Below are 18,671 nucleotides of genomic sequence, written 5' to 3' on the forward strand. Positions count from 1 at the left end.
CTCCTCCTTATTTCACACCCGTGTAAACGAAAGCCCGAATAATATGCTTTTGTGCAAAGAAGAAAATGACCAGAATCGGCAGCACCAGCAATAGATTCCCGGCCATCACCACGTTCCAGGCCGCTCCGCCTTCCACTTGCCGCAGCATGGCGATGCCAAGCGGCAGTGTTCGTGCTTGATCCGTTGTCGTCATGACAAGCGGCCAGAAATAATCATTCCAGTGCGCGATGAAACTGAATAGCGCGAGCGTGATCAAAACAGGTTTGGCAAGCGGCAGCATGATTTTGCGGATGATCTGCCATTCTGAAGCATCATCCAGGCGCGCCGCTTCGAGCAATTCCTCCGGCACTTGCATAAACGACTGGCGCAGCAGGAAAATTCCGAACGCACTGGTCGCAAACGGCAGGATTAGCCCCCAAATTGTGTCGAGGATGCCCCATGAACTGAGATTCAGGTAAACCGGCAAAAAGATCAGCTGGCTCGGAATCATCAAACAGACCATGGTCAAAGCGAAGAAAAAATTCTTCAGCGGAAATTCATAGCGCGCAAACGCATAAGCTGCTGGAATGATGGTGGCAAATTGCAGAATCAGAATCAGCAGTGTCACAACGACGCTATTCACAAAGTATTTAAGGAATGGACCCGAATTCCATGCTTCTACAAAGTTCTGCCATTGCAAAGCTTCCGGAATCCAGACTGGCGGAAACGTCATGGTCTCCCCCAGCGATTTAAAAGCGGTGCTCGCCATCCACACGAATGGAACGGCGAAAATGATGAACAACAGAACCAATCCGATTCCGTTGGCAATTTTGAAAATGGGTGATGAATTCATCTGTTTCCCCTCACTTATCGGTAATGTACTCGCTTGCTCAACACTTTGAAATAGACGACGGTCAGCACACTTAGGATGACCAGCAAAATCACGCCGGCAGCTGAAGCGTAGCCGATTTTAAAGAACTGGAACCCGTATTGATAGATGTAATAAACAAAGGTGTTTGTCGAGTTGATCGGTCCACCCGCTGTCATCAGGTTAATGGTCTCGAACACTTGGAACGAGTTGATGACACCAATGATTGTCAGGAAAAACAAAGTTGGCGACAGCATCGGCACGGTGATCTTCAAGAACCTTCTCCACGGCGGCGTGTGATCCAATTCCGCCGCTTCATACAAGTCTTTTGGAATGCTCTGCAAACCAGCGATAAAAACGAGGGTATTGAAACCGATTCCTTTCCATACCGCCACAAGGATCAAGGAAGTGAGCGCATAATCGGGACTTGTCAGCCACATGACCGATTCCATGCCAATCAGGTTAAGGAACCAATTCAACAAGCCGTAATCGGCATCCATGATCCACATCCACAGCATGGAAACCGATACCAGTGAAATAATATGCGGGCTGAAGATCGATGCCTGCATGAATGAGTAGACAGCACCGCCTCGGTTCAGCCAAAGAGCTAAAAGCAAGGATAAGCTGATCGTCAAAAACACAGTGAAAAACGTATAGATGAATGAGTTGGAAATGACTTCCCTGAAATCCCGGTCACTCAGCAAATAGCTGAAATTGGAAGTTCCGACAAAGTCCTTGACCGGACTGACAAAATTCCAGTCATGAAAACTTAAATAGATCATATAGCCGATAGGATAGATGAAAAACAAACAAAAAATGAGGATCGCCGGAAAAATCATCGCATAGGGACGCAGTTTCACCCAGGAAAGGAAACCTTGCCGCTCCGCTTTCTTTTCTTCCATATCAAGCTGGACTTTAGCGAACGCCATTCAATGCCGCCTCCTTTTGGAACGGGAAATCCAATGCAGGCAATGCTGTCTGATCGGCTCCGAAAGCATACAGCTTTTCCATCGGAATCGTGGCAAAGCACTTGCCTCGCTTGGATACGGGGGCCGTAAAGCTACGGATGTTCATCGTACCGACACGGTTTTTCACTTTATAGACCGTTTCCGCCCCTAGCGTTTCGAGTGTCAAAATCTCACTTTCCAGTTCGATGGTATGCGGCACATGAGCGGATTCCAAAGCAAGGCCCGCATGCTCCGGCCGAAACCCGATATATGCCGCAGCTTCCGGCAGGGCATCTTGAAGTTCGTGAAATTCTTCTTTTTTGAAAACGTTCATTGGCGGCTGGCCGATGAATTCCGCCGCGAATAGATTACCCGGACTCTGATACACATCAATCGGTGCTGCTTTTTGCTGAACGACTCCTTTGTTTAAGATAATGATTTCATCGCCCATCGACATCGCTTCAACTTGGTCATGGGTAACATAGACGAAAGTCGTCCCTAATTTTTCGTGCAGCTGAATCAATTCCGTGCGCATCTGCGTGCGCAGCTTAGCATCCAGGTTAGATAGCGGTTCATCCAAGATGAAGACTTTCGGCTTCTTGACCATGGCACGTGCAAGGGCTACCCGCTGGCGCTGGCCTCCCGACAGCTTATCGGGTTTTTTGTCCAAATGATCGGACAAGCCGACTATTTCTGCGATTTCCGCAATCAACAGATTCCGTTCCTTTTTCGGCACTTTCCGGTTGGCTAGTCCAAACTCGATATTCCCTTTAACGGTCATGGTCGGATAAAGGGCATAGTTCTGAAACACCATCGCGATGTCACGCTTGCTGGGAGCGAGATCATTGACCCGCTTTCCATCAATCCAGATATCGCCCTCGGTCTGTTGCTCAAAACCCGCGAGCATTCGCAAAATGGTGGATTTCCCACAGCCGGAAGGGCCGACAAGCACCGTAAACGAACCATCTTTGATCGTCAGGGAAATGTTTTTGACGACCCGGTCGCCGTTAAAGGTCTTTGAGATATTGTCCAGTCTAATTTCAGCCATACGTTTCTTCCTTTCTATTGGCCATTGCCGATTGTCCATTCATCCTTTTCACCAATTGGACTAATTCATCGATTGTCTCGACGGAAACCGTCCACTCTGTCGCATCGTCATGCTTGTATTCACTGATTAGGCAAGTTTGTCCGCCCGCTTGGTGCACCGGGTACAAATCGTTCCACGGATGGTCGCCGACAGACAGGATTTCATGCGGCTCGTATCCTTCCTCCACCAGCCCCTCGAAAAGCGCTTTAATGCCGTGCGGCTTATTGCCGTCGAAATGAAATTCATCAAATACCTCGTTGAGCTCCATGAAATCCACAAATTCCTGGGCAGTCGGCAATGGCGAGTTGGTCATTAATATGAGCCGCCTTCCTTCCAATTTACTGATTTCATCGAAAAGGTCTGTCCTTTTGCTGATGCAATACGCTTTCTCGAGCATCTCTAACCTAACGTCAGTGAAAGCTTGTTCTCTTATGGCAGGTGAAATCCCTTTTTTGATAGCGATCAATTGAGCAATTCCCCACGGATCGCCGAGATACGCCAGCGGGATGCTCTCATCCTGAAGTGCTTCCGTCTCGATTCCTTCCCAGTTATAAGCCGCTGTCGGCTGCAATTCTTTATGGCTATAAAAAAGCAATTCTGCCGGGTCATACATGAAACCGAGTTTGATCGGCTTTCGGCCTTCCAGCAAATCATAGGCCCAAACCACGGTTTCATCAATTTCCGTCTCCGAAAAGCGGTCCGCCATCATTTTCGAAATATAGCGTCCCATAAAGGAATAATCCTGATAAAGTGTTCCGTCCATATCAAATATCAATGCCTTGATGTCTTTCATCCAGTTCATGCCGGTGCCCTCCTGATTTGAAAAAAAAGCACGGCGAAGTGCTTTCTTTTTGATTGGTTATTTTAATACCGCATTGGCTTTCTCAGCTGCCGTGTCTAAAACTTCCTCTGTCGGAATGCTCTCATCCAGGATGCCACGGGTCATTTCATCAATCATGATTTTCACGACTTCCGGGTAATTTTCAGCCATTGGGCGCGCCACACCGTTTTCAAGCTGGTCAACTGCCACTTTGAATTGCGGCTTTTCTTCGTAAAGTGCCTGCATCTTCTCAGATTCCGCAGCTGATAAGCGGCTTGGCAGGTAGCCAGTGAATTCAGAAGCATACGCCGTTTGTTCAGTGGCTGTCATGAATTTGATGAATTCCCATGCCGCCTGCTGCTTTTCTTCATCTAAACCGCTCGTCATAACCAAGTTAGCGCCGCCAGTCGGCACTTTCGTTTCTTTGCCGCTTGGCATGAAATACGTTTGCAGTTCAAATCCTTTTTCTTCAGCCAGCTGCAGAAGGTACGATAAGTCTGCAGTTGAAGAGAAATGCATGCCGGCATGACCATTAACGAAATCCTGTCTAGCCTTTTCGCCAGCTTCCGTGCCTGCCGAAACTTTCATCGTTCCTTCATTAGACATGTTTCTGAACAAATCAAAGGCTTCTGCACCCTCTTTACTGTTGAATGCCACTTCCGTCCCATCTTCATTCATCGTTGATCCGCCAGCCTGAGCGATGAAAGCTTCATAGAACCAGATATCGATCGGCAAGGACATCCCGACCCGGCCATTCCCGTCTGTGAATGCAGCTGCATATTCTTCGAACTCTTCCCACGTACTCGGACCTTTCAGATCAAGTCCCGCTTCTTCTGCCAAAGTCGTATTCATGTACATGATTGGCGTACTTCTCAAATACGGCAGTCCATATAATTTATCATCGACGTATGAATTCCCCATCAACCCCGGATTAAAGTCATCCATATTGATTTCTTCGTCGTTTTCAACAAAAGAAGTTAAATCCTGTGTCATGCCTGATTTTGCAAAGACTCCGATGGACGCGATTTCGTTCTGCGTCACTTCCGGTGCATTGCCTGCAGCAAAAGCTGCTTGTGTCTTCGCATGAAGCTCATCATAAGTGCCCTGGAATTCCGCAGTTACATGAATTTTGTCCTGGGATTCATTGAATTGTTTTACTAAGTTTTCATTGTTCTCCCCGATTTTGTCGCCCCAAGCGTACCAGTAAGTCAATTCCACTTTGCCGTCGGAAGCTTCAGCGGAGTTCGCTTCCGCGCTTCCGTCACTTTCCGAACCGCCGCATGCCGCAAGCACCAGCAATGCACACATCAAGACCAATAAAAAGCTTAGTTTTTTCATTTCCCTGCCTCCAATTTCTTTTTTTAGCAAACAGATTCAAGGCAAAACAAAGAGACCCCAAATAACCTTTTCGCATACATTTATACGAAGGCATTTGGGGTCTCTCTTAGTGCACCCTGTCATCTATCTACTTTTCAATTTGATTGTAACGCCTGCTTGTTAATCCAGTGTATGAAAAATGTAAAAGTCACCTTAACATTTCGACAGCAGAAAAATTTTCCGCCCACAGGGCTTCATTGGAGGTGCTGATTGCAAGTGCCCCTGCCTCAAGTGAAGCTCTCACATGTTCCGGCGCAGACAGCAGACCGCCTGTAATGATCGGGATATCGAGCAGTTCGGAATAGGAGCGAATGACGCCATAAAGAGTGGCCGGCATAATTTCAATCAGATCCGGAGTCGGCTTTTGCTTGTTCTCAAGCACATTGCCGTAAACTTCCGAATCAATCATGAAGACCCGCTGAACAACGAAAAGATTCCGTTCTTTCGCTTTTTTTATCAGCGCCGGCTTGGTTGTAACAATGCCGAACGGCTTGACGTAGTTGGCAATGAAATCGAGCCCTTCATTATTCAGCAGCAGTCCGCCAATTTTTTCCGCATGGATCAGAACGGGAATTCCTTCCTCCTGGAACAGGTCGACATAGCGTTTGACGTTCATAATAGACCCCATCAATAAAAACACAGCGGCAATCTCTTCTTTACTCTCGAGTGCCTTCTCAATCGATTTCGGGCATTTCACCGCGGCGATTTTCTTACGCTGCTTTAGGCGGCAAATCATTTCGTCATGATCCCATCGGGTTTTCATATTCCTCAAATCCCCTTTCATCTTATGTACACCTCCCATTATAATTTCCAGAAACCGCAGGAACCGGAAATTTACAAAGCTTTACAAGTTCTTTAAAGCAGCTTAGCAATATTCTGCAATACTGTGGGTGTACGCAATTGAGAGGAGATGGAGATATGAAGATTGCAGTAATCGGCGACTTGCATTATCCGGCTTTGGACGAGGAATACGAATTTATCGAAGAGGACCGCAAAATATTCTATGAGAATTTTCTTGAGCGCTTTTTCTCAATTCCCGCAGACCTCTATGTATCCATCGGCGACTTGACGAACTTCGGCTTGAAGGAAGAGCTCGTCCAGGTTTACGACATGATTAATCGGCACGGTAAACCGTTCATCCATGTGCTCGGCAACCACGATGTCTATGCCCAAACCCGGGAAAAGGTACTTTCCCTGACCGGCCAGCAGCGTTATCATTCCATCACTTTGGAATCTGCGGTATTGGCCTTTCTTGACACGGCAAAAGAGCAGGACTTCGAAGATTGGGGCGGTACCCTCGATGCCGAACAAATCGACTGGCTCGGCAATGTGATTGAGAAGAGCGCCAATTTACCATTGCTTGTTTTCGCACATCATCCCGTCCACGCTACCACTGCTAATTCTGAGAAAGACAAGTTATGCATTTCTTCCGATATCCCCGTATGGGAATTGTTGAATAAAAAGCAGGGCTCCGGCCTTTACGTCAACGGCCATAATCACTTCAACTCGATTGCAGAAAGAAGCCAGTGGAATTTCGTTCAGCTGGCCGCTGTATTGGATGAACAGGCCGTGCGGATCATTGAAGTGACGGATTCGCAGATTTCCATTGATTCAGTCGATCTGTATGATCCGGACCTTTACACACGGGCCCAATACATCGGAAACGCCATCAGCCATTTCGGGCTTAATCCTCATCAGCTTGGTACGGAAAAAGATGTGCGGCATACCATAGTGCTATTGCAGGAGAAAGAAACAGCTGAAAAAATATGATTTTACCTATCGAAACAGGCAGGCCTTTTCCAGGTCTGCCTGTTTTTTCGCCTTTTTTATGGTAAAATCTTCTAAACAGTGAAATGCTAGGTGGTGGGGAATGATGAGAAAAAGAATTCTGGTTCCTATAGTTATTGTTGTTGTAATTGTTTTGGCTATTGTCTTTTGGCGGATGAGTCAAAATGTTGATGTCGGCTATGTCGTAAATTCAGATGAAACCCGAAGCAACGATCAACAGATTTATGTGATTATACTTACGAAAGAGGAGACGAAGGGTAAAACACGGCAAGAAATCCTTCAGTTAATTGAACAGAAAGAAAGCGAAGACGGTACTTTAAACGCTTATTATTCGATTCCGTGGATCAACCAAAAGCTCAAATCGAGCTATCAATCCGGCGACCGAATCCGCATTTATTGGTCTGGTGGTGTAAATTTATCCGACCCTCCTCAAATTCCCGGAACCTCCCTCATCCTAAAATCTGAATACAACTAAAAAAGCCTTCCTTAGCGGAAGGCTTTTGCTAACTAAGCAGGTAAATAGCGATGAGCAGGAACCCAATAACGAAAGGGATTTGCAGCAGCGATACAAGATACGACTTGGAATCCGGAAAGTATCTCCATTCCAAGAACGCTTCGAGTATACCCAAAGCCAGGAAATAAAAAATCCAGAACCATAAAATCGCATCATCAAAATCGTCTAGAAATAAGAAGATGGCTATAAGAGCAACCCCTAAAATAATTCCCCTTCCCCAGTTGCTGATCTTTCCGCCAGGCGTTTCCGAAAGATCGACTTTCTCGACTTTCAAGAGTTTCCGCATTAAATACTCGGCTCCGAAAAATACCACCATCAAACCAAGAAACAAGAGAACCGTTTCCATGAATGCCGTCCCCTTTCTCCCAATTTCTTTTTCTTCTACCTTCTTTACGTAATAGTTGGAAAAAAGTTCCAAATTAAGACTAAGAATAAAAATTTTAAAAACCGCTTGTGTTTTATTTTCATCTTCTCTATACTTTAAAACGTAATGATTACTATTTAGTTTTTGAAGGAGGAATTTCCGCATGCCAGCCCAAATACCGATTACAGTGCTCAGCGGCTACCTCGGATCCGGCAAGACCACTTTGCTGAATCATATTCTGCAAAACCGTGAAGGATTGAAAGTTGCGGTAGTAGTCAACGATATGAGCGAAGTGAACATCGATGCGTCCCTCATTAAACAAGGCGGCTTTGTCAAAACCGAGGAAAAACTGGTGGAGCTTCAGAATGGCTGCATTTGCTGCACGCTCCGCGAAGATCTTGTCCTGGAAGTTGAAAAACTGGTGGAGTCAGGCGATATCGATTACATCGTCATCGAATCTTCCGGCATCAGCGAACCCATCCCCGTTGCCCAGACCTTTACATACTTGGATGAAAGCCTAAATTCACGCCTCCTGGAACTTTGCCGCCTTGATACAATGGTGACCGTGGTGGACGGCAATGCTTTCTGGAAAGACTTCGCTTCCGGCGACACTTTGCTTGACCGCAAACAGCAGACGACAGACGAAGATGAGCGGGAAATTGCAGATCTGCTGATCGATCAGATCGAGTTCGCCAATGTGATTTTATTGAATAAAACCGATTTGCTTTCGCCCGTAAAAACGCTGGAACTGAAACAAGTCATCCGCAGCTTGAATCCGGACGCAGAAGTGATCGAGACCGCATTTTCAACTGTACCGTTGGACCGGGTGCTGAACACGAAGCTATTCGATTTTGAAAAATCCAGCCACAGCGCCGGTTGGCTGAAAGAACTGAACGGCGAACACATTCCGGAAACAGAAGAATACGGCATCACTTCGTTTGTGTACCGCAGCCAGAAGCCGTTCCATCCCGAGCGCCTCATGGCCTGGATGCTGGAATGGCCGGTGGAAGTCGTCCGTGCAAAAGGATTTCTATGGATTGCCTCCCGTGACGATGCAGCCGTCCTGCTTTCACAAGCCGGGCCTTCACTCAGCATCGAATACGCCGGTGCCTGGGATCTTGATTACGGGGTGAAAATGACCGAACTTGTGCTGATCGGCATCACCATGGACCAACAAGAACTGACTGGCTCACTTAACCAATGCCTGCTTGCCGAAGATGAAATGCTGCAGGACTGGAATAGCTTTTATGACCCATTGCCAACATTTCAAACCCTTAAGGAGGAGTGAACGATGAGAGTGAATATTACATTAGCCTGCACCGAAACCGGTGACCGCAATTACAGTACGACAAAAAACAAACGCACCAATCCGGAACGCATCGAATTAAAGAAATATTGCCCCCGCCTTCGAAAAGTGACCTTGCACCGCGAAACCAAATAAAAATTTTTTAGTTATTTTCAAATCGTAATGATTACTGATAAAGGAGATAAACCCATGGCAAAAAAATCCAAGATCGCGAAAGACCGAAAACAGCGCGAAACCGCTGCCCGTTTTGCTGAAAAACGCAAAGCCTTAAAAGAGCAAGGCGACTACGCGGCCTTGTCGGCCCTTCCAAAAGATGCTTCACCTACCCGCTTGAACAATCGCTGCGCATTAACCGGAAGGCCACGCGGCTATATGCGGAAATTCGGCATGTCCCGAATCGCATTCCGGGAACTCGCGCATAAAGGGCAGATTCCGGGCGTCAAAAAAGCCAGCTGGTAAACAACGAGAAACTACACAAAAAATTTCAACGAGGTGACCAATGAAGAAATTATTATTCCTAGTCCTGCTGCTTGCGCTGTTCCTTGGTGCATGCGGTTCAACAAACGATTCCTCTACAGATGCTGCTAACGGAGCCGATACTGCTAATGACGATAAATTATCGGTTTACACGACCGTTTATCCCCTGACTTATTTCACTGAACGGATCGGCGGCGATCTGGTCGAAGTCGAATCCATCTACCCTGCCGGTTCAAACGAGCATACTTACGAGCCGACACAGCAAGACATGATTTCACTGGCAGAAGCGAATCTTGTGTTCTATATCGGGATGGGGCTGGAAGGCTTTATCGATAAAGCCAAAACCACATTGAAAAACGAAAATGTGGAATTTGTCGCGACTGCAGCAACGATTCCAGAAGAGGAACTTGGCGAAGGCCATTCCCATGACCATGAAGGTGAAGCGGAAGATGGACACACTCACGAGCATGAAGCTGCAGACGAGCATAACCATGAACATGGGGACGAAGAACACAATCATGACCACGAAGCTGATGAAGAACACAGCCATGGTTCAGTTGATCCCCATGTATGGATTTCACCAGTCTTGAGCCAACAATTAGCGGAATCGGTCAAGAACGAATTGGTTAAACAGGACAGCGGAAATGCAAAAACGTATGAAGCAAATTACGAAGCATTAATCGAAGAGTTAAAAGAACTTGATCAATCCTTCCAGGAAACAGCGGATGCCGCTGCGAACAAAACATTTTTTGTGTCGCATGCCGCTTTCGGCTACATCGCGGATACGTACGGGCTTGAGCAAGTAGCGGTCGCCGGCTTGAACAGCCAGGATGAGCCGTCGCAAAAAGAACTGACTCAGATTGTCGACCAGGCGAAAGAACTGGACATCCGCTATGTTGCTTTTGAACAGAACGTCTCCTCCAAATTGACCGAAGTCATCCAGAAGGAAATCGGTGCAGAAGCCGTCCAGCTCCATAATCTCGGCGTATTGACTGAGGAAGATGTTGCGGACAAGGAAACTTACTTTACCTTGATGGAAAAAAACCGCAAGACGCTTGAGAAAATTTTAAATTAATTCAGATGAAAAAACCCAACTGTCACGTAACAGTTGGGTTTTTATATTTTCGTTATTGCGCTGTCAATCCGCCGTCTACAATGAATTCAGAACCGGTAGAATAGCTCGCTTCATCAGAAGCAAGGAACACCACCATATTTGAAACTTCTTCAGACTGCGCCACGCGCTTCAATGGAATGTGTTTTGAGAATTCCTCCACTGCCGCTTTTGTATCTTCCTGAACGACCATCGGAGTCGCGATGACGCCTGGGTGAACCGAGTTGACGCGAATACCGTAATTTGCACATTCGATTGCAGCCGCTTTCGTCATGCCGCGCACCGCAAATTTCGTGTCCGTATAGCCGATCGCACCAGCTACAAGTCCGTTCATCGATGAAATGTTGACGATTGAACCGCCTCCCGCTTTTTGCATGGACGGGATAACCGCTTTCATGCCAAGAAATACAGAAACTTGGTTGATTTCCACAATGCGGCGATATTCTTCAGCCGTTGTCTGCAAAATCGATTTGGCCATCGTGATGCCGGCATTGTTTACCAGGACATTGACCGGTCCGAATGCTTTTTCAGCTTCTTCGACTACTGTCGCCCAGTCCGCTTCGCTGGTTACATTCTGTTTGACAAATAAAGCATTTTCGCCAAGTTCTCCCGCAAATGCAAGACCTTTTTCTTCATTTAAATCCGTTAAAACAACTTTCGCGCCTTCTTCAATGAACTTTTTCGCGTGCGCAGCACCCATTCCTTGAGCAGCACCTGTGATAATGGCAACTTTGCCTTCTAATCGAGCCATATAAAATTCCTCCAACTTAGATAATTTATTTTTATACTACACTTGTAAATTTACAGATAAATATTCCATTTGTCCATATACAGAGATTCATGTCATAATAAATTCACCATTGTCGTTCAATTTCTCGACACGAATGAGGAGGGCTTGCTATGGCAGCCACTGAAGACCGGCGTGTATTGCGGACCCAGAAAAATTTGAAAGACGCTTTGCTCGCCTTGCTGAAAGACAAAGAACTTCGCGAACTTTCCGTTACGGAAGTCACTAAAAAAGCAAAATGCAACCGCGTGACTTTCTATGCGCATTATAAAGATTTGAATGAACTGCTGTCGGCGATTTTCGACGATTACCTGCAAGGGCTCATCGCCTATTTCCGTCAAAGCTTTCAACACCTGGACCGCTTTTCTTCGAAAGATGTCCAGCGGCATCAGCCGATTTTCGAATACATCTACCAAAATCAGCCGATTTTTTCGCTCATCATCAAAGGCGAGGTGCTGCCGGGATCGCAAAACCAATTTTGCGAAAGCCTGGTGCGGGTATCCGCCACAGAACTGGCACTCGAAGGTGAAAACGAGCTGCAGATGGAGATTCCAGAATTGAATTACTACCTCACATACGGAATGCTCGGCTTTTTCATCTATTGGAGCAAACAGAACTTCCAGGATTCGCCGGAAGAAATGGCGAAGAAAATCGCGGATCTGCACGGGAAAATTTACGAAGGCAGCATCGTGTTAGGCGAATAAACCACAAAAAACCCGCCGAATGAACCGGCGGGTTTGGGATATGTGGATGAAATCGGACGAATACGGGGATAACTGTCTCGTTTCGTCACCCTTTTTGACTTACCCACATGTGGGTAAGTTTTTTTGACGAGAAAAGTCAGTTATCCACAAAACCGCCGAAAGTAAACCGCTTCACTTATAGAGCTTCTTCCCTGTATGATGGAAAAAAAGAGGTGATGTCGTGATTTTCCTGTTGATTTGGCTTCTTCTGATTGCCTACGCCGCATTTTTGGCTCCCGAAGGCGAAAGCCCGGATCCGGTATTCTCAAGAATCTTAAGCGGCGAATGGGGCGAGATCGATCCGCTTGTTTTTGCGGTCTTCAATTCGCTCGGCCTGTTTCCGCTCGTGTTTTTGACAATTCTTTTGCTGCACGACCGCGGCAGGTGGCCCGCTTGGCCATTTGCCCTTTTGTCGCTCGGTACCGGCGCTTTCTCGCTGCTGCCGTATTTTGCATTCGGCGACAAGCCCTCGAAGTCGCGGACAAAAAACCGGACGCCTCATTGGCTCGTACGTTTCCTGTCTTCCCGCTTCTGGCTGATTGTCCTCATGCTCATGTGGGCAGGCAATCTGCTGACGCTGCTGCAAGGATTTTCACTGGCGGCATACCGGGAAGCATTTTTCGATTCCGGCCTTGTGTCGGTCATGACCGTCGACTGGTTTGTGCTGTGGGGCTTGTCGGTTTATGCCACCTGCCGCTTCTTTCCAGACGCGAAAGCAAAAACAATGGCCTGGATTCCGATTCTCGGACCGGTGCTCGTCATGTGGATAAATCAGAAATAGAAATCAAAATAGGAGCAACCCCCGATTCGGTAGTAAGGTCTCAAAACCTGCGAATCAGGGGTTTTTTTATGCCGTCTCTCCGTTCCTTTTTGAAAAATGCAATTTCTCTTAAGACGAAATAATAGAATTATTCTAATTTGTCAAAAAATATATTGATTTTTATTTTCCAGCGTACTATACTTCAACCTAACACTTATTAGGTGGTGAGAAAATGACACGAGAGGAAATTTTAAAAGCAGCTCTTCTTTTATATTCGAAGCATGGTTACCAAGGTGCAACAATGAAGAAGATTGCTGATGAAGTTGGCATTAAACCGGCTTCTATCTATTTTTTCTATGAAAATAAAGAAGCCTTATTTATTGAGATGTTCCAGCAGATTTTGTCTAATCACCATGAAGCCATGCGACAGACACTTGAAAATCACCAAGAAGAGCCGGTGGATAAAGTATTCGCTGCTATGCTTCAAGGGATTATCGATCACCATACCACAGACTTTATCGAGACATCTTCTTATATCTCACTTGTAACGGCTCCGATTCCAGAGATTAAAGCTCATCTTCAGCAATATATGCTGGAATTCAATGAATGGCTTATCTTCAACTTAGAAAGTGCTTTGCGCAGAGACTATCCTTCCATCGATCCAACAGACGTCGATCGGCTCATCAAGCAATTTGTCTTGCTTGGAAACGGTCTGTTCTGGGGCATCAATCTTTATGACAGAGCGTATTTGGATGAACAAGTGAAATTAGCTGTCCAGATGATTGATTCCTTATTTGATCAGTTGTCGAAAACCTATGCCTGATTGCTGCTTGCTTAAGAAAAGTTTTTAACAGTAGAGGGGGAAGTTGAATTGGAGAACAAAGAAGACAAAAAGTTAATTCAAGATTATGAGCGTGAACCCGTACCGGCCGATAAACGGAAAGGCTGGTTCAAGTTATCTATTGTTTGGATTGGCTCAATTGTCGCCCTTTCGGCGACAGCACTTGGCGGTGCAATTGGGGGCGGCCTCAGCATGCCGCAGGCAATCTTTGCTACAATGGTCGGCTGTTTCATCCTAGCTGTACTCAGTGCCCTGTGTTCAGTGGTTGGAGCAAAAACGGGCCTTTCAACGTCATTCGTTTCCATTTTCGCATTAGGCCGCTACGGATCTTACGCAGTATCTGCCATTATTGCAATTTCGCTTTTCGGATGGTTTGGAGTTCAAGTCGATCTGTTCGGCTCCAGTTTGCGCTCCATACTTCTTGATGTCTTTAACATAGACGTCAATCAGAAAATCCTGATTGTTATCGGCGGTATTCTCATGACAACGACAGCGTTCATCGGTTTTAAAGCCATTGAAAAGCTTAGCCTGATTGCGGTTCCGCTGCTCGCTCTTCTCCTTATTGGATCACTCATCCGGGTGATGAAAGGGCACTCGCTATCAGAAGTGGCAGCAGCTCCACTGACGGCTGAACCTTTGTCGATTGGCGTCTCCATCTCCTTGATCATCGGTTCCTTGGCTGTAGGCGCTATTATCGGACCTGATATCGCCCGCTACGCAAAAAGTCCGAGAGATGCAGTCATTTCTTCTTTCGTCGGATTCTTCGGTGGATTCAGCATCGTCCTTCTCATTGCTGCGATGCTGGCAAAAGCCACTTCCCAAGTCGATATCGTCTCCATCATGCTCGGGCTCGGCTGGGGTACAGGAGCGATGCTGATCCTGATTCTGGCACAATGGACGACTAATGATAACAACCTCTATTCTTCTGCACTCGGGTTTTCAGTTATTTTCCGGAAAACACCAAAGTATATCTTGACTATCTTCGCCGGATTGATCGGCACGGCTATGGCTGTAGGCGGAATCTATGATTATTTCATTCCGTTTCTATCATTTTTGAGTGTCCTGATTCCGCCGATCGGAGGCATTTATGTAGCCGATTATTTGCTGAACCGGGAGAAATATACATTTGATCAAGTTGATTTGCAGGAAAACATTAACGTATTCGGTGTTTCCATTTGGGTTCTGTCGGCTTTGATCGCTTTCATGACGACACCTGCTCCGACCGGCTTCGGCTTCTTTACACTGACCGGCGCTTCCGGATTTGATGCATTCCTGATCGCTTTCGGTCTTCAATTAATCATCAGCAAAGCACTGCAGAACGTTAAACAACCAGCTTTTATAGCTAAACAAGGGAGGAACATCCAATGAGATTAATTGGAAAAGAAGAAATTGAGAATATCGCAATCGGCGCTGCACTTCTCGGTACAGGCGGAGGCGGCGATCCATATATCGGAAAGTTGATGGCCATACAGGCCGTAGAAGAATACGGGCCAATCAGCTTGCTGAATCCCGAAGAAGTGCCGGATGATGCGTTGATTGTCCCTTCTGCAATGATGGGCGCACCAACAGTCATGGTTGAAAAAATACCAAACGGAGACGAAGCTGCTGCAGCTTTTCAATCACTTGAGGAGTATCTTGGAAAAAAGATTTATGCCACGATGCCAATTGAAGCAGGTGGCGTAAATTCCATGTTGCCGTTGGCACTTGCCGCAAGACTGGGCCTTCCCGTAGTCGACGCAGACGGCATGGGCCGCGCGTTTCCGGAACTTCAGATGGTGACATTCCACCTGGAAGGCGTATCGGCGACGCCGATGGTCTTGTCTGATGAAAAAGGCAATAGCATATTGCTCAATACCATTGACAGCGTATGGGCAGAACGGATTGCCCGGAAAGCGACCATCGAAATGGGTGGTTCTGTTATGAATGCTATCTATCAAATGGATGGAAAGACAATGAAAAAGTCTTCCATCCACAATATCTTGACACTCGAAGAACAAATCGGCTCCAGAATCCGGACAGCATTAAAGAACAGCGAACATCCAATTGATGAAATCCTTGAATTGACGGACGGCCATCAGCTGTTCCAAGGAAAAGTGACAGATATCGACCGCAAAACGCAGGACGGCTTCGCAAAAGGAACCGCTTCAATAGAAGGCATTGGTTCAAATATCGGCAAGAACTGCAAACTCCATTTCCAAAACGAGCACTTGCTCGCAGAAGTGGACGGCCAAGTTGTATGTGTAACGCCTGACCTGATTGCAGTGCTTGATGCAGAAACCGGTATGCCAATCACGACGGAAGGCCTCCGCTATGGTGCCCGCTGCATCGTCATCGGTATGCCATGCGATCCGAAATGGCGCACGCCAAAAGGCATTGAAGTCGCCGGTCCCGGATATTTCGGCTATGATACTGAATACCGGCCCATTGAAGAATTAATGCTTGTGGAGGAGGAGGTTTAAGATGACAAATTACCGTATTGGAATCGATGTCGGCGGAACGCATACAGATGCCGTCGTCTTAGATGAAGCATATAATGTTATCTCTGAAGTGAAAGCAACCACTACCGAGGATGTCAGTTCTGGAATTTATGAAGCACTGAAGCAGGTAGTTGCAGCTTCGGGTGTCCCTGTGGAGCAATTCCGCTATGCGATGCTTGGAACCACCCATTGCACAAATGCGATTGTCGAGCGGAAGCGGCTTAACAAAGTTGCAGCCATCCGCATCGGCGCACCAGCAACAATGGCCATCAAACCGCTTGTCGGCGTGCCCGACGATCTGAAAGCGATTCTTGGCAAGCATGTCTATATCGTACGCGGAGGAAATGAATTCGACGGCCGTGAAATCGTGCCGCTTGACGAACAGGAAATTCGCGGAATCGCAGAAGAATTAAAAGACAAAGTCGACTCGGTCGCCGTCACATCCGTCTTTTCTCCGGTATCGGCCGACCACGAATTGCGTGCAGCGGCTATTATCAAAGAAGTCATGGGCGAAGAGATCTCCATTTCCCTTTCAAGTGAAATTGGTAGTGTCGGCTTGCTCGAGCGGGAAAATGCAACGATTTTAAACGCAGCGATTGTAGACGTTGCCCGCTCGACAGCAGACGGTTTCGTCAAAGCACTTGAAAAAGAAGGCATCCATGCCGATGTGTTTTTCGGTCAGAACGACGGTACGCTCATGTCGGTTGAATATACGGTGAAATACCCGATACTGACCATCGCCTGCGGACCGACCAATAGCTTGCGCGGCGCAGCCTACTTGACAGATAATCCCGATGCGCTGGTTGTCGATATCGGCGGGACGACGACTGACGTCGGTGTTCTCGTTGGTTCTTTCCCCCGCCAGTCTTCCTTGGCTGTTGAAATCGGCGGCGTGCGGACAAACTTCCGGATGCCGGACATCGCTTCCATCGGTCTTGGCGGCGGAACCGTCATCACGGTCGAAGAAGACGGTTCGTTCCAGATCGGCCCTGAAAGTGTCGGCTACCGGCTGATCGAGAAAGGCCTTATCTTCGGCGGCGACACGTTAACGACAACCGACATCGCTGTAGCATCCGGAAAAGCGGCACTTGGAAACCCGGATCTAATCGCGCATCTCGACAAAGAACTCGTCGAACGAATCTACTCCAAAATGGTTGAAACGGCTGAAGAAACGATTGATAAGATGAAGACGAGTTCGGAACCTGTCCCTGTAATTCTGGTTGGAGGCGGCAGCATCCTTTTCCCAGATCAACTGAAAGGCGCTTCTGAGGTCATTAAACCGAAAAATTCTGGTGTTGCGAATGCAATCGGCTCTGCCATTTCGCAAGTAAGCGGCGAAATCGAGAAGATTTTCAATACCGACGATCTCGGCCGGGAGAAGACACTGGAACTAGTTAAGGAGCTGGCTTTCCAGCAAGCGATCGAAGCCGGAGCCGACCCAGAACAGCTGGTCTTAATCGATCTAGAAGAAGTCCCGCTTTCCTATCTTCCTGGAAATGCAACGAAAATCCGTGCAAAAGCAGCAGGTGGTTTGTTAAGTGAAAGGAAAAGTATTCACTCTTAAGTGAAGCAATAAATAAAAATAAGAACTTTTATAAAAAGCGGCATAAAACCTTTTGGTTTCATGCCACCAGGCTGTCGAAAAACCCCTCGGCAGTCATTTTTTTATTTCGCCATTTTTTGAGGTAAACTAAAAGAAAATGAAGGAGCGAAGTCTCATGATTGGTCCCGTTAAAAACCTTCGTCATGAACAGGTCACCGTCTCGATTGATGAACTCGTGCCGCAATATCATTTTCTCCGCGCTGTAGATGCGTTGATTGATTCTCCCTTTATTGAAGCCATCGCCACGCCCTATTACTGTCTGGATAACGGCCATCCTGCCATTCCGCCCATCACCTTATTCAAGATATTGTTCATCGGCTATTTCTATGGCGTTCACTCCGAGCGTCAACTGGAAAAAGAGATTCGGGATAACATCGCTTATCGCTGATTTTTAGGCTATTCCCTCATCGACCGGATTCGGGGCCACTCCACAATCTGCTTCAACCAAAAGGGGCGCTTTGAAGACACGACGGTCTTTGAAGAAATTTTGACTAAACCGTCCGGTAGGTGAAGACACATGGTTGGGTGAATGGCCGCCTTCTTCTATCGGGCTCCACCCATGTCAAAGCGAATGCCAATAAGAACAAATTTCTCTGGCGGGCCAAAATCGAAAAGGCCGTCCCCTACCTCGTCGAACTGGAACAAGCGGTCGTAGCCGACCGGACGGCACACGGAAAGAAGCACTGAACCCCCAAAAGGCGTCCGTGGCTCCAAAACTAAAGCCAGCCATGACCCGGCAAAGTGTGACAGATCGGGAGAACAGCCTGCGGTGTAGAAACAAAAGTTCGACTTTCCGGTGGAAGCGGTTGCCCTGGATGGCTG

21 protein-coding genes are annotated in these 18,671 nt (G+C 47.1%); 13 read left to right on the top strand and 8 right to left on the bottom strand.

Going from position 1 to position 18,671, the window contains the following annotated elements:
* Positions 1-7: 7 nt before the first annotated feature.
* From AC2EXB_RS17260 to AC2EXB_RS17285, 6 genes are all read right to left on the bottom strand, one after another.
* Positions 8-832 (bottom strand): carbohydrate ABC transporter permease, encoded by an 825-nt coding sequence (locus AC2EXB_RS17260; RefSeq protein ID WP_483602489.1) that lies wholly within the window; start codon positions 830-832, stop codon positions 8-10.
* A 14-nt stretch (positions 833-846) separates the two neighbouring features.
* A complete protein-coding gene (locus tag AC2EXB_RS17265) occupies positions 847-1,776 on the bottom strand; it encodes a carbohydrate ABC transporter permease (protein ID WP_234398911.1) in 930 nt (309 codons plus the stop codon).
* Positions 1,763-2,842, bottom strand: a complete 1,080-nt coding sequence (locus tag AC2EXB_RS17270) for an ABC transporter ATP-binding protein (RefSeq protein ID WP_483602490.1) — start codon at positions 2,840-2,842, stop codon at positions 1,763-1,765. Before AC2EXB_RS17270 ends, AC2EXB_RS17265 begins: the two co-directional genes overlap by 14 nt.
* Positions 2,835-3,683 carry an HAD family hydrolase gene (locus tag AC2EXB_RS17275; RefSeq protein ID WP_483602491.1) on the bottom strand — a complete coding sequence of 283 codons (849 nt, stop codon included), beginning with the start codon at positions 3,681-3,683 and terminating at the stop codon, positions 2,835-2,837. The genes AC2EXB_RS17270 and AC2EXB_RS17275 overlap by 8 nt, the downstream gene beginning before the upstream one ends.
* Positions 3,684-3,740: 57 nt before the next feature.
* A complete protein-coding gene (locus tag AC2EXB_RS17280; protein ID WP_246807911.1) occupies positions 3,741-5,039 on the bottom strand; it encodes an ABC transporter substrate-binding protein in 1,299 nt (432 codons plus the stop codon).
* A 187-nt stretch (positions 5,040-5,226) separates the two neighbouring features.
* On the bottom strand, positions 5,227-5,841 hold the full coding sequence (locus AC2EXB_RS17285) for a glycerol-3-phosphate responsive antiterminator (protein WP_483602492.1): 615 nt from the start codon (positions 5,839-5,841) through the stop codon (positions 5,227-5,229).
* Between the two features lie 155 nt (positions 5,842-5,996).
* Between AC2EXB_RS17285 and AC2EXB_RS17290 the strand changes: the two genes are divergently transcribed.
* Together AC2EXB_RS17290 and AC2EXB_RS17295 are read left to right on the top strand one after the other, a co-directional pair.
* Positions 5,997-6,848 carry a metallophosphoesterase family protein gene (locus AC2EXB_RS17290; RefSeq protein ID WP_483602493.1) on the top strand — a complete coding sequence of 284 codons (852 nt, stop codon included), beginning with the start codon at positions 5,997-5,999 and terminating at the stop codon, positions 6,846-6,848.
* A 103-nt stretch (positions 6,849-6,951) separates the two neighbouring features.
* Positions 6,952-7,341, top strand: coding sequence for a hypothetical protein (locus tag AC2EXB_RS17295; protein WP_246807908.1), 390 nt, complete (start codon positions 6,952-6,954; stop codon positions 7,339-7,341).
* Between the two features lie 28 nt (positions 7,342-7,369).
* Here AC2EXB_RS17295 and AC2EXB_RS17300 read toward each other — a convergent pair whose 3' ends face one another.
* Positions 7,370-7,726, bottom strand: coding sequence for a DUF4181 domain-containing protein (locus tag AC2EXB_RS17300; RefSeq protein ID WP_246807907.1), 357 nt, complete (start codon positions 7,724-7,726; stop codon positions 7,370-7,372).
* Between the two features lie 181 nt (positions 7,727-7,907).
* Between AC2EXB_RS17300 and AC2EXB_RS17305 the strand changes: the two genes are divergently transcribed.
* The 4 genes from AC2EXB_RS17305 to AC2EXB_RS17320 are packed head-to-tail and all read left to right on the top strand — an operon-like array spanning position 7,908 to position 10,602.
* A complete protein-coding gene (locus AC2EXB_RS17305; RefSeq protein WP_483602494.1) occupies positions 7,908-9,032 on the top strand; it encodes a GTP-binding protein in 1,125 nt (374 codons plus the stop codon).
* A 3-nt stretch (positions 9,033-9,035) separates the two neighbouring features.
* The gene (gene rpmG / locus AC2EXB_RS17310) at positions 9,036-9,185 is read left to right on the top strand and encodes a 50S ribosomal protein L33 (protein WP_052650078.1); all 150 of its coding nucleotides are present in this window, start codon (positions 9,036-9,038) and stop codon (positions 9,183-9,185) included.
* Positions 9,186-9,239: 54 nt separating this feature from the next.
* Complete coding sequence (gene rpsN / locus AC2EXB_RS17315) at positions 9,240-9,509, top strand: 30S ribosomal protein S14 (RefSeq protein ID WP_235197444.1); 270 nt, start codon at positions 9,240-9,242, stop codon at positions 9,507-9,509.
* A 40-nt stretch (positions 9,510-9,549) separates the two neighbouring features.
* The gene (locus AC2EXB_RS17320) at positions 9,550-10,602 is read left to right on the top strand and encodes a metal ABC transporter solute-binding protein, Zn/Mn family (protein ID WP_483602495.1); all 1,053 of its coding nucleotides are present in this window, start codon (positions 9,550-9,552) and stop codon (positions 10,600-10,602) included.
* 52 nt (positions 10,603-10,654) lie between these two features.
* On the opposite strand, the gene AC2EXB_RS17325 is transcribed toward AC2EXB_RS17320, so the two are convergent.
* Complete coding sequence (locus AC2EXB_RS17325) at positions 10,655-11,389, bottom strand: glucose 1-dehydrogenase (RefSeq protein WP_483602496.1); 735 nt, start codon at positions 11,387-11,389, stop codon at positions 10,655-10,657.
* 149 nt (positions 11,390-11,538) lie between these two features.
* Here AC2EXB_RS17325 and AC2EXB_RS17330 point away from each other — a divergent pair, with 149 nt between their 5' ends.
* The 7 genes from AC2EXB_RS17330 (at position 11,539) to AC2EXB_RS17360 (ending at position 18,237) form a co-directional block, all read left to right on the top strand.
* A complete protein-coding gene (locus tag AC2EXB_RS17330) occupies positions 11,539-12,129 on the top strand; it encodes a TetR/AcrR family transcriptional regulator (protein ID WP_483602497.1) in 591 nt (196 codons plus the stop codon).
* Positions 12,130-12,349: 220 nt separating this feature from the next.
* On the top strand, positions 12,350-12,949 hold the full coding sequence (locus AC2EXB_RS17335) for a hypothetical protein (protein ID WP_483602498.1): 600 nt from the start codon (positions 12,350-12,352) through the stop codon (positions 12,947-12,949).
* Between the two features lie 211 nt (positions 12,950-13,160).
* A complete protein-coding gene (locus AC2EXB_RS17340; RefSeq protein ID WP_483602499.1) occupies positions 13,161-13,751 on the top strand; it encodes a TetR/AcrR family transcriptional regulator in 591 nt (196 codons plus the stop codon).
* Between the two features lie 48 nt (positions 13,752-13,799).
* Entirely contained in the window at positions 13,800-15,137 is a 1,338-nt protein-coding gene (locus tag AC2EXB_RS17345; protein WP_483602500.1) for a purine-cytosine permease family protein, read from the top strand.
* Positions 15,134-16,228: a DUF917 domain-containing protein gene (locus AC2EXB_RS17350; protein WP_483602501.1), complete on the top strand. Its 1,095-nt coding sequence runs from the start codon at positions 15,134-15,136 to the stop codon at positions 16,226-16,228. The genes AC2EXB_RS17345 and AC2EXB_RS17350 overlap by 4 nt, the downstream gene beginning before the upstream one ends.
* Position 16,229: 1 nt before the next feature.
* Positions 16,230-17,810: a hydantoinase/oxoprolinase N-terminal domain-containing protein gene (locus AC2EXB_RS17355; RefSeq protein WP_483602502.1), complete on the top strand. Its 1,581-nt coding sequence runs from the start codon at positions 16,230-16,232 to the stop codon at positions 17,808-17,810.
* Positions 17,811-17,964: 154 nt separating this feature from the next.
* Positions 17,965-18,237 (top strand): transposase, encoded by a 273-nt coding sequence (locus tag AC2EXB_RS17360; RefSeq protein ID WP_483602503.1) that lies wholly within the window; start codon positions 17,965-17,967, stop codon positions 18,235-18,237.
* The last annotated feature ends 434 nt before the right edge of the window (positions 18,238-18,671 follow it).

The sequence above is a fragment of the Planococcus alkaliphilus genome (assembly GCF_057031095.1).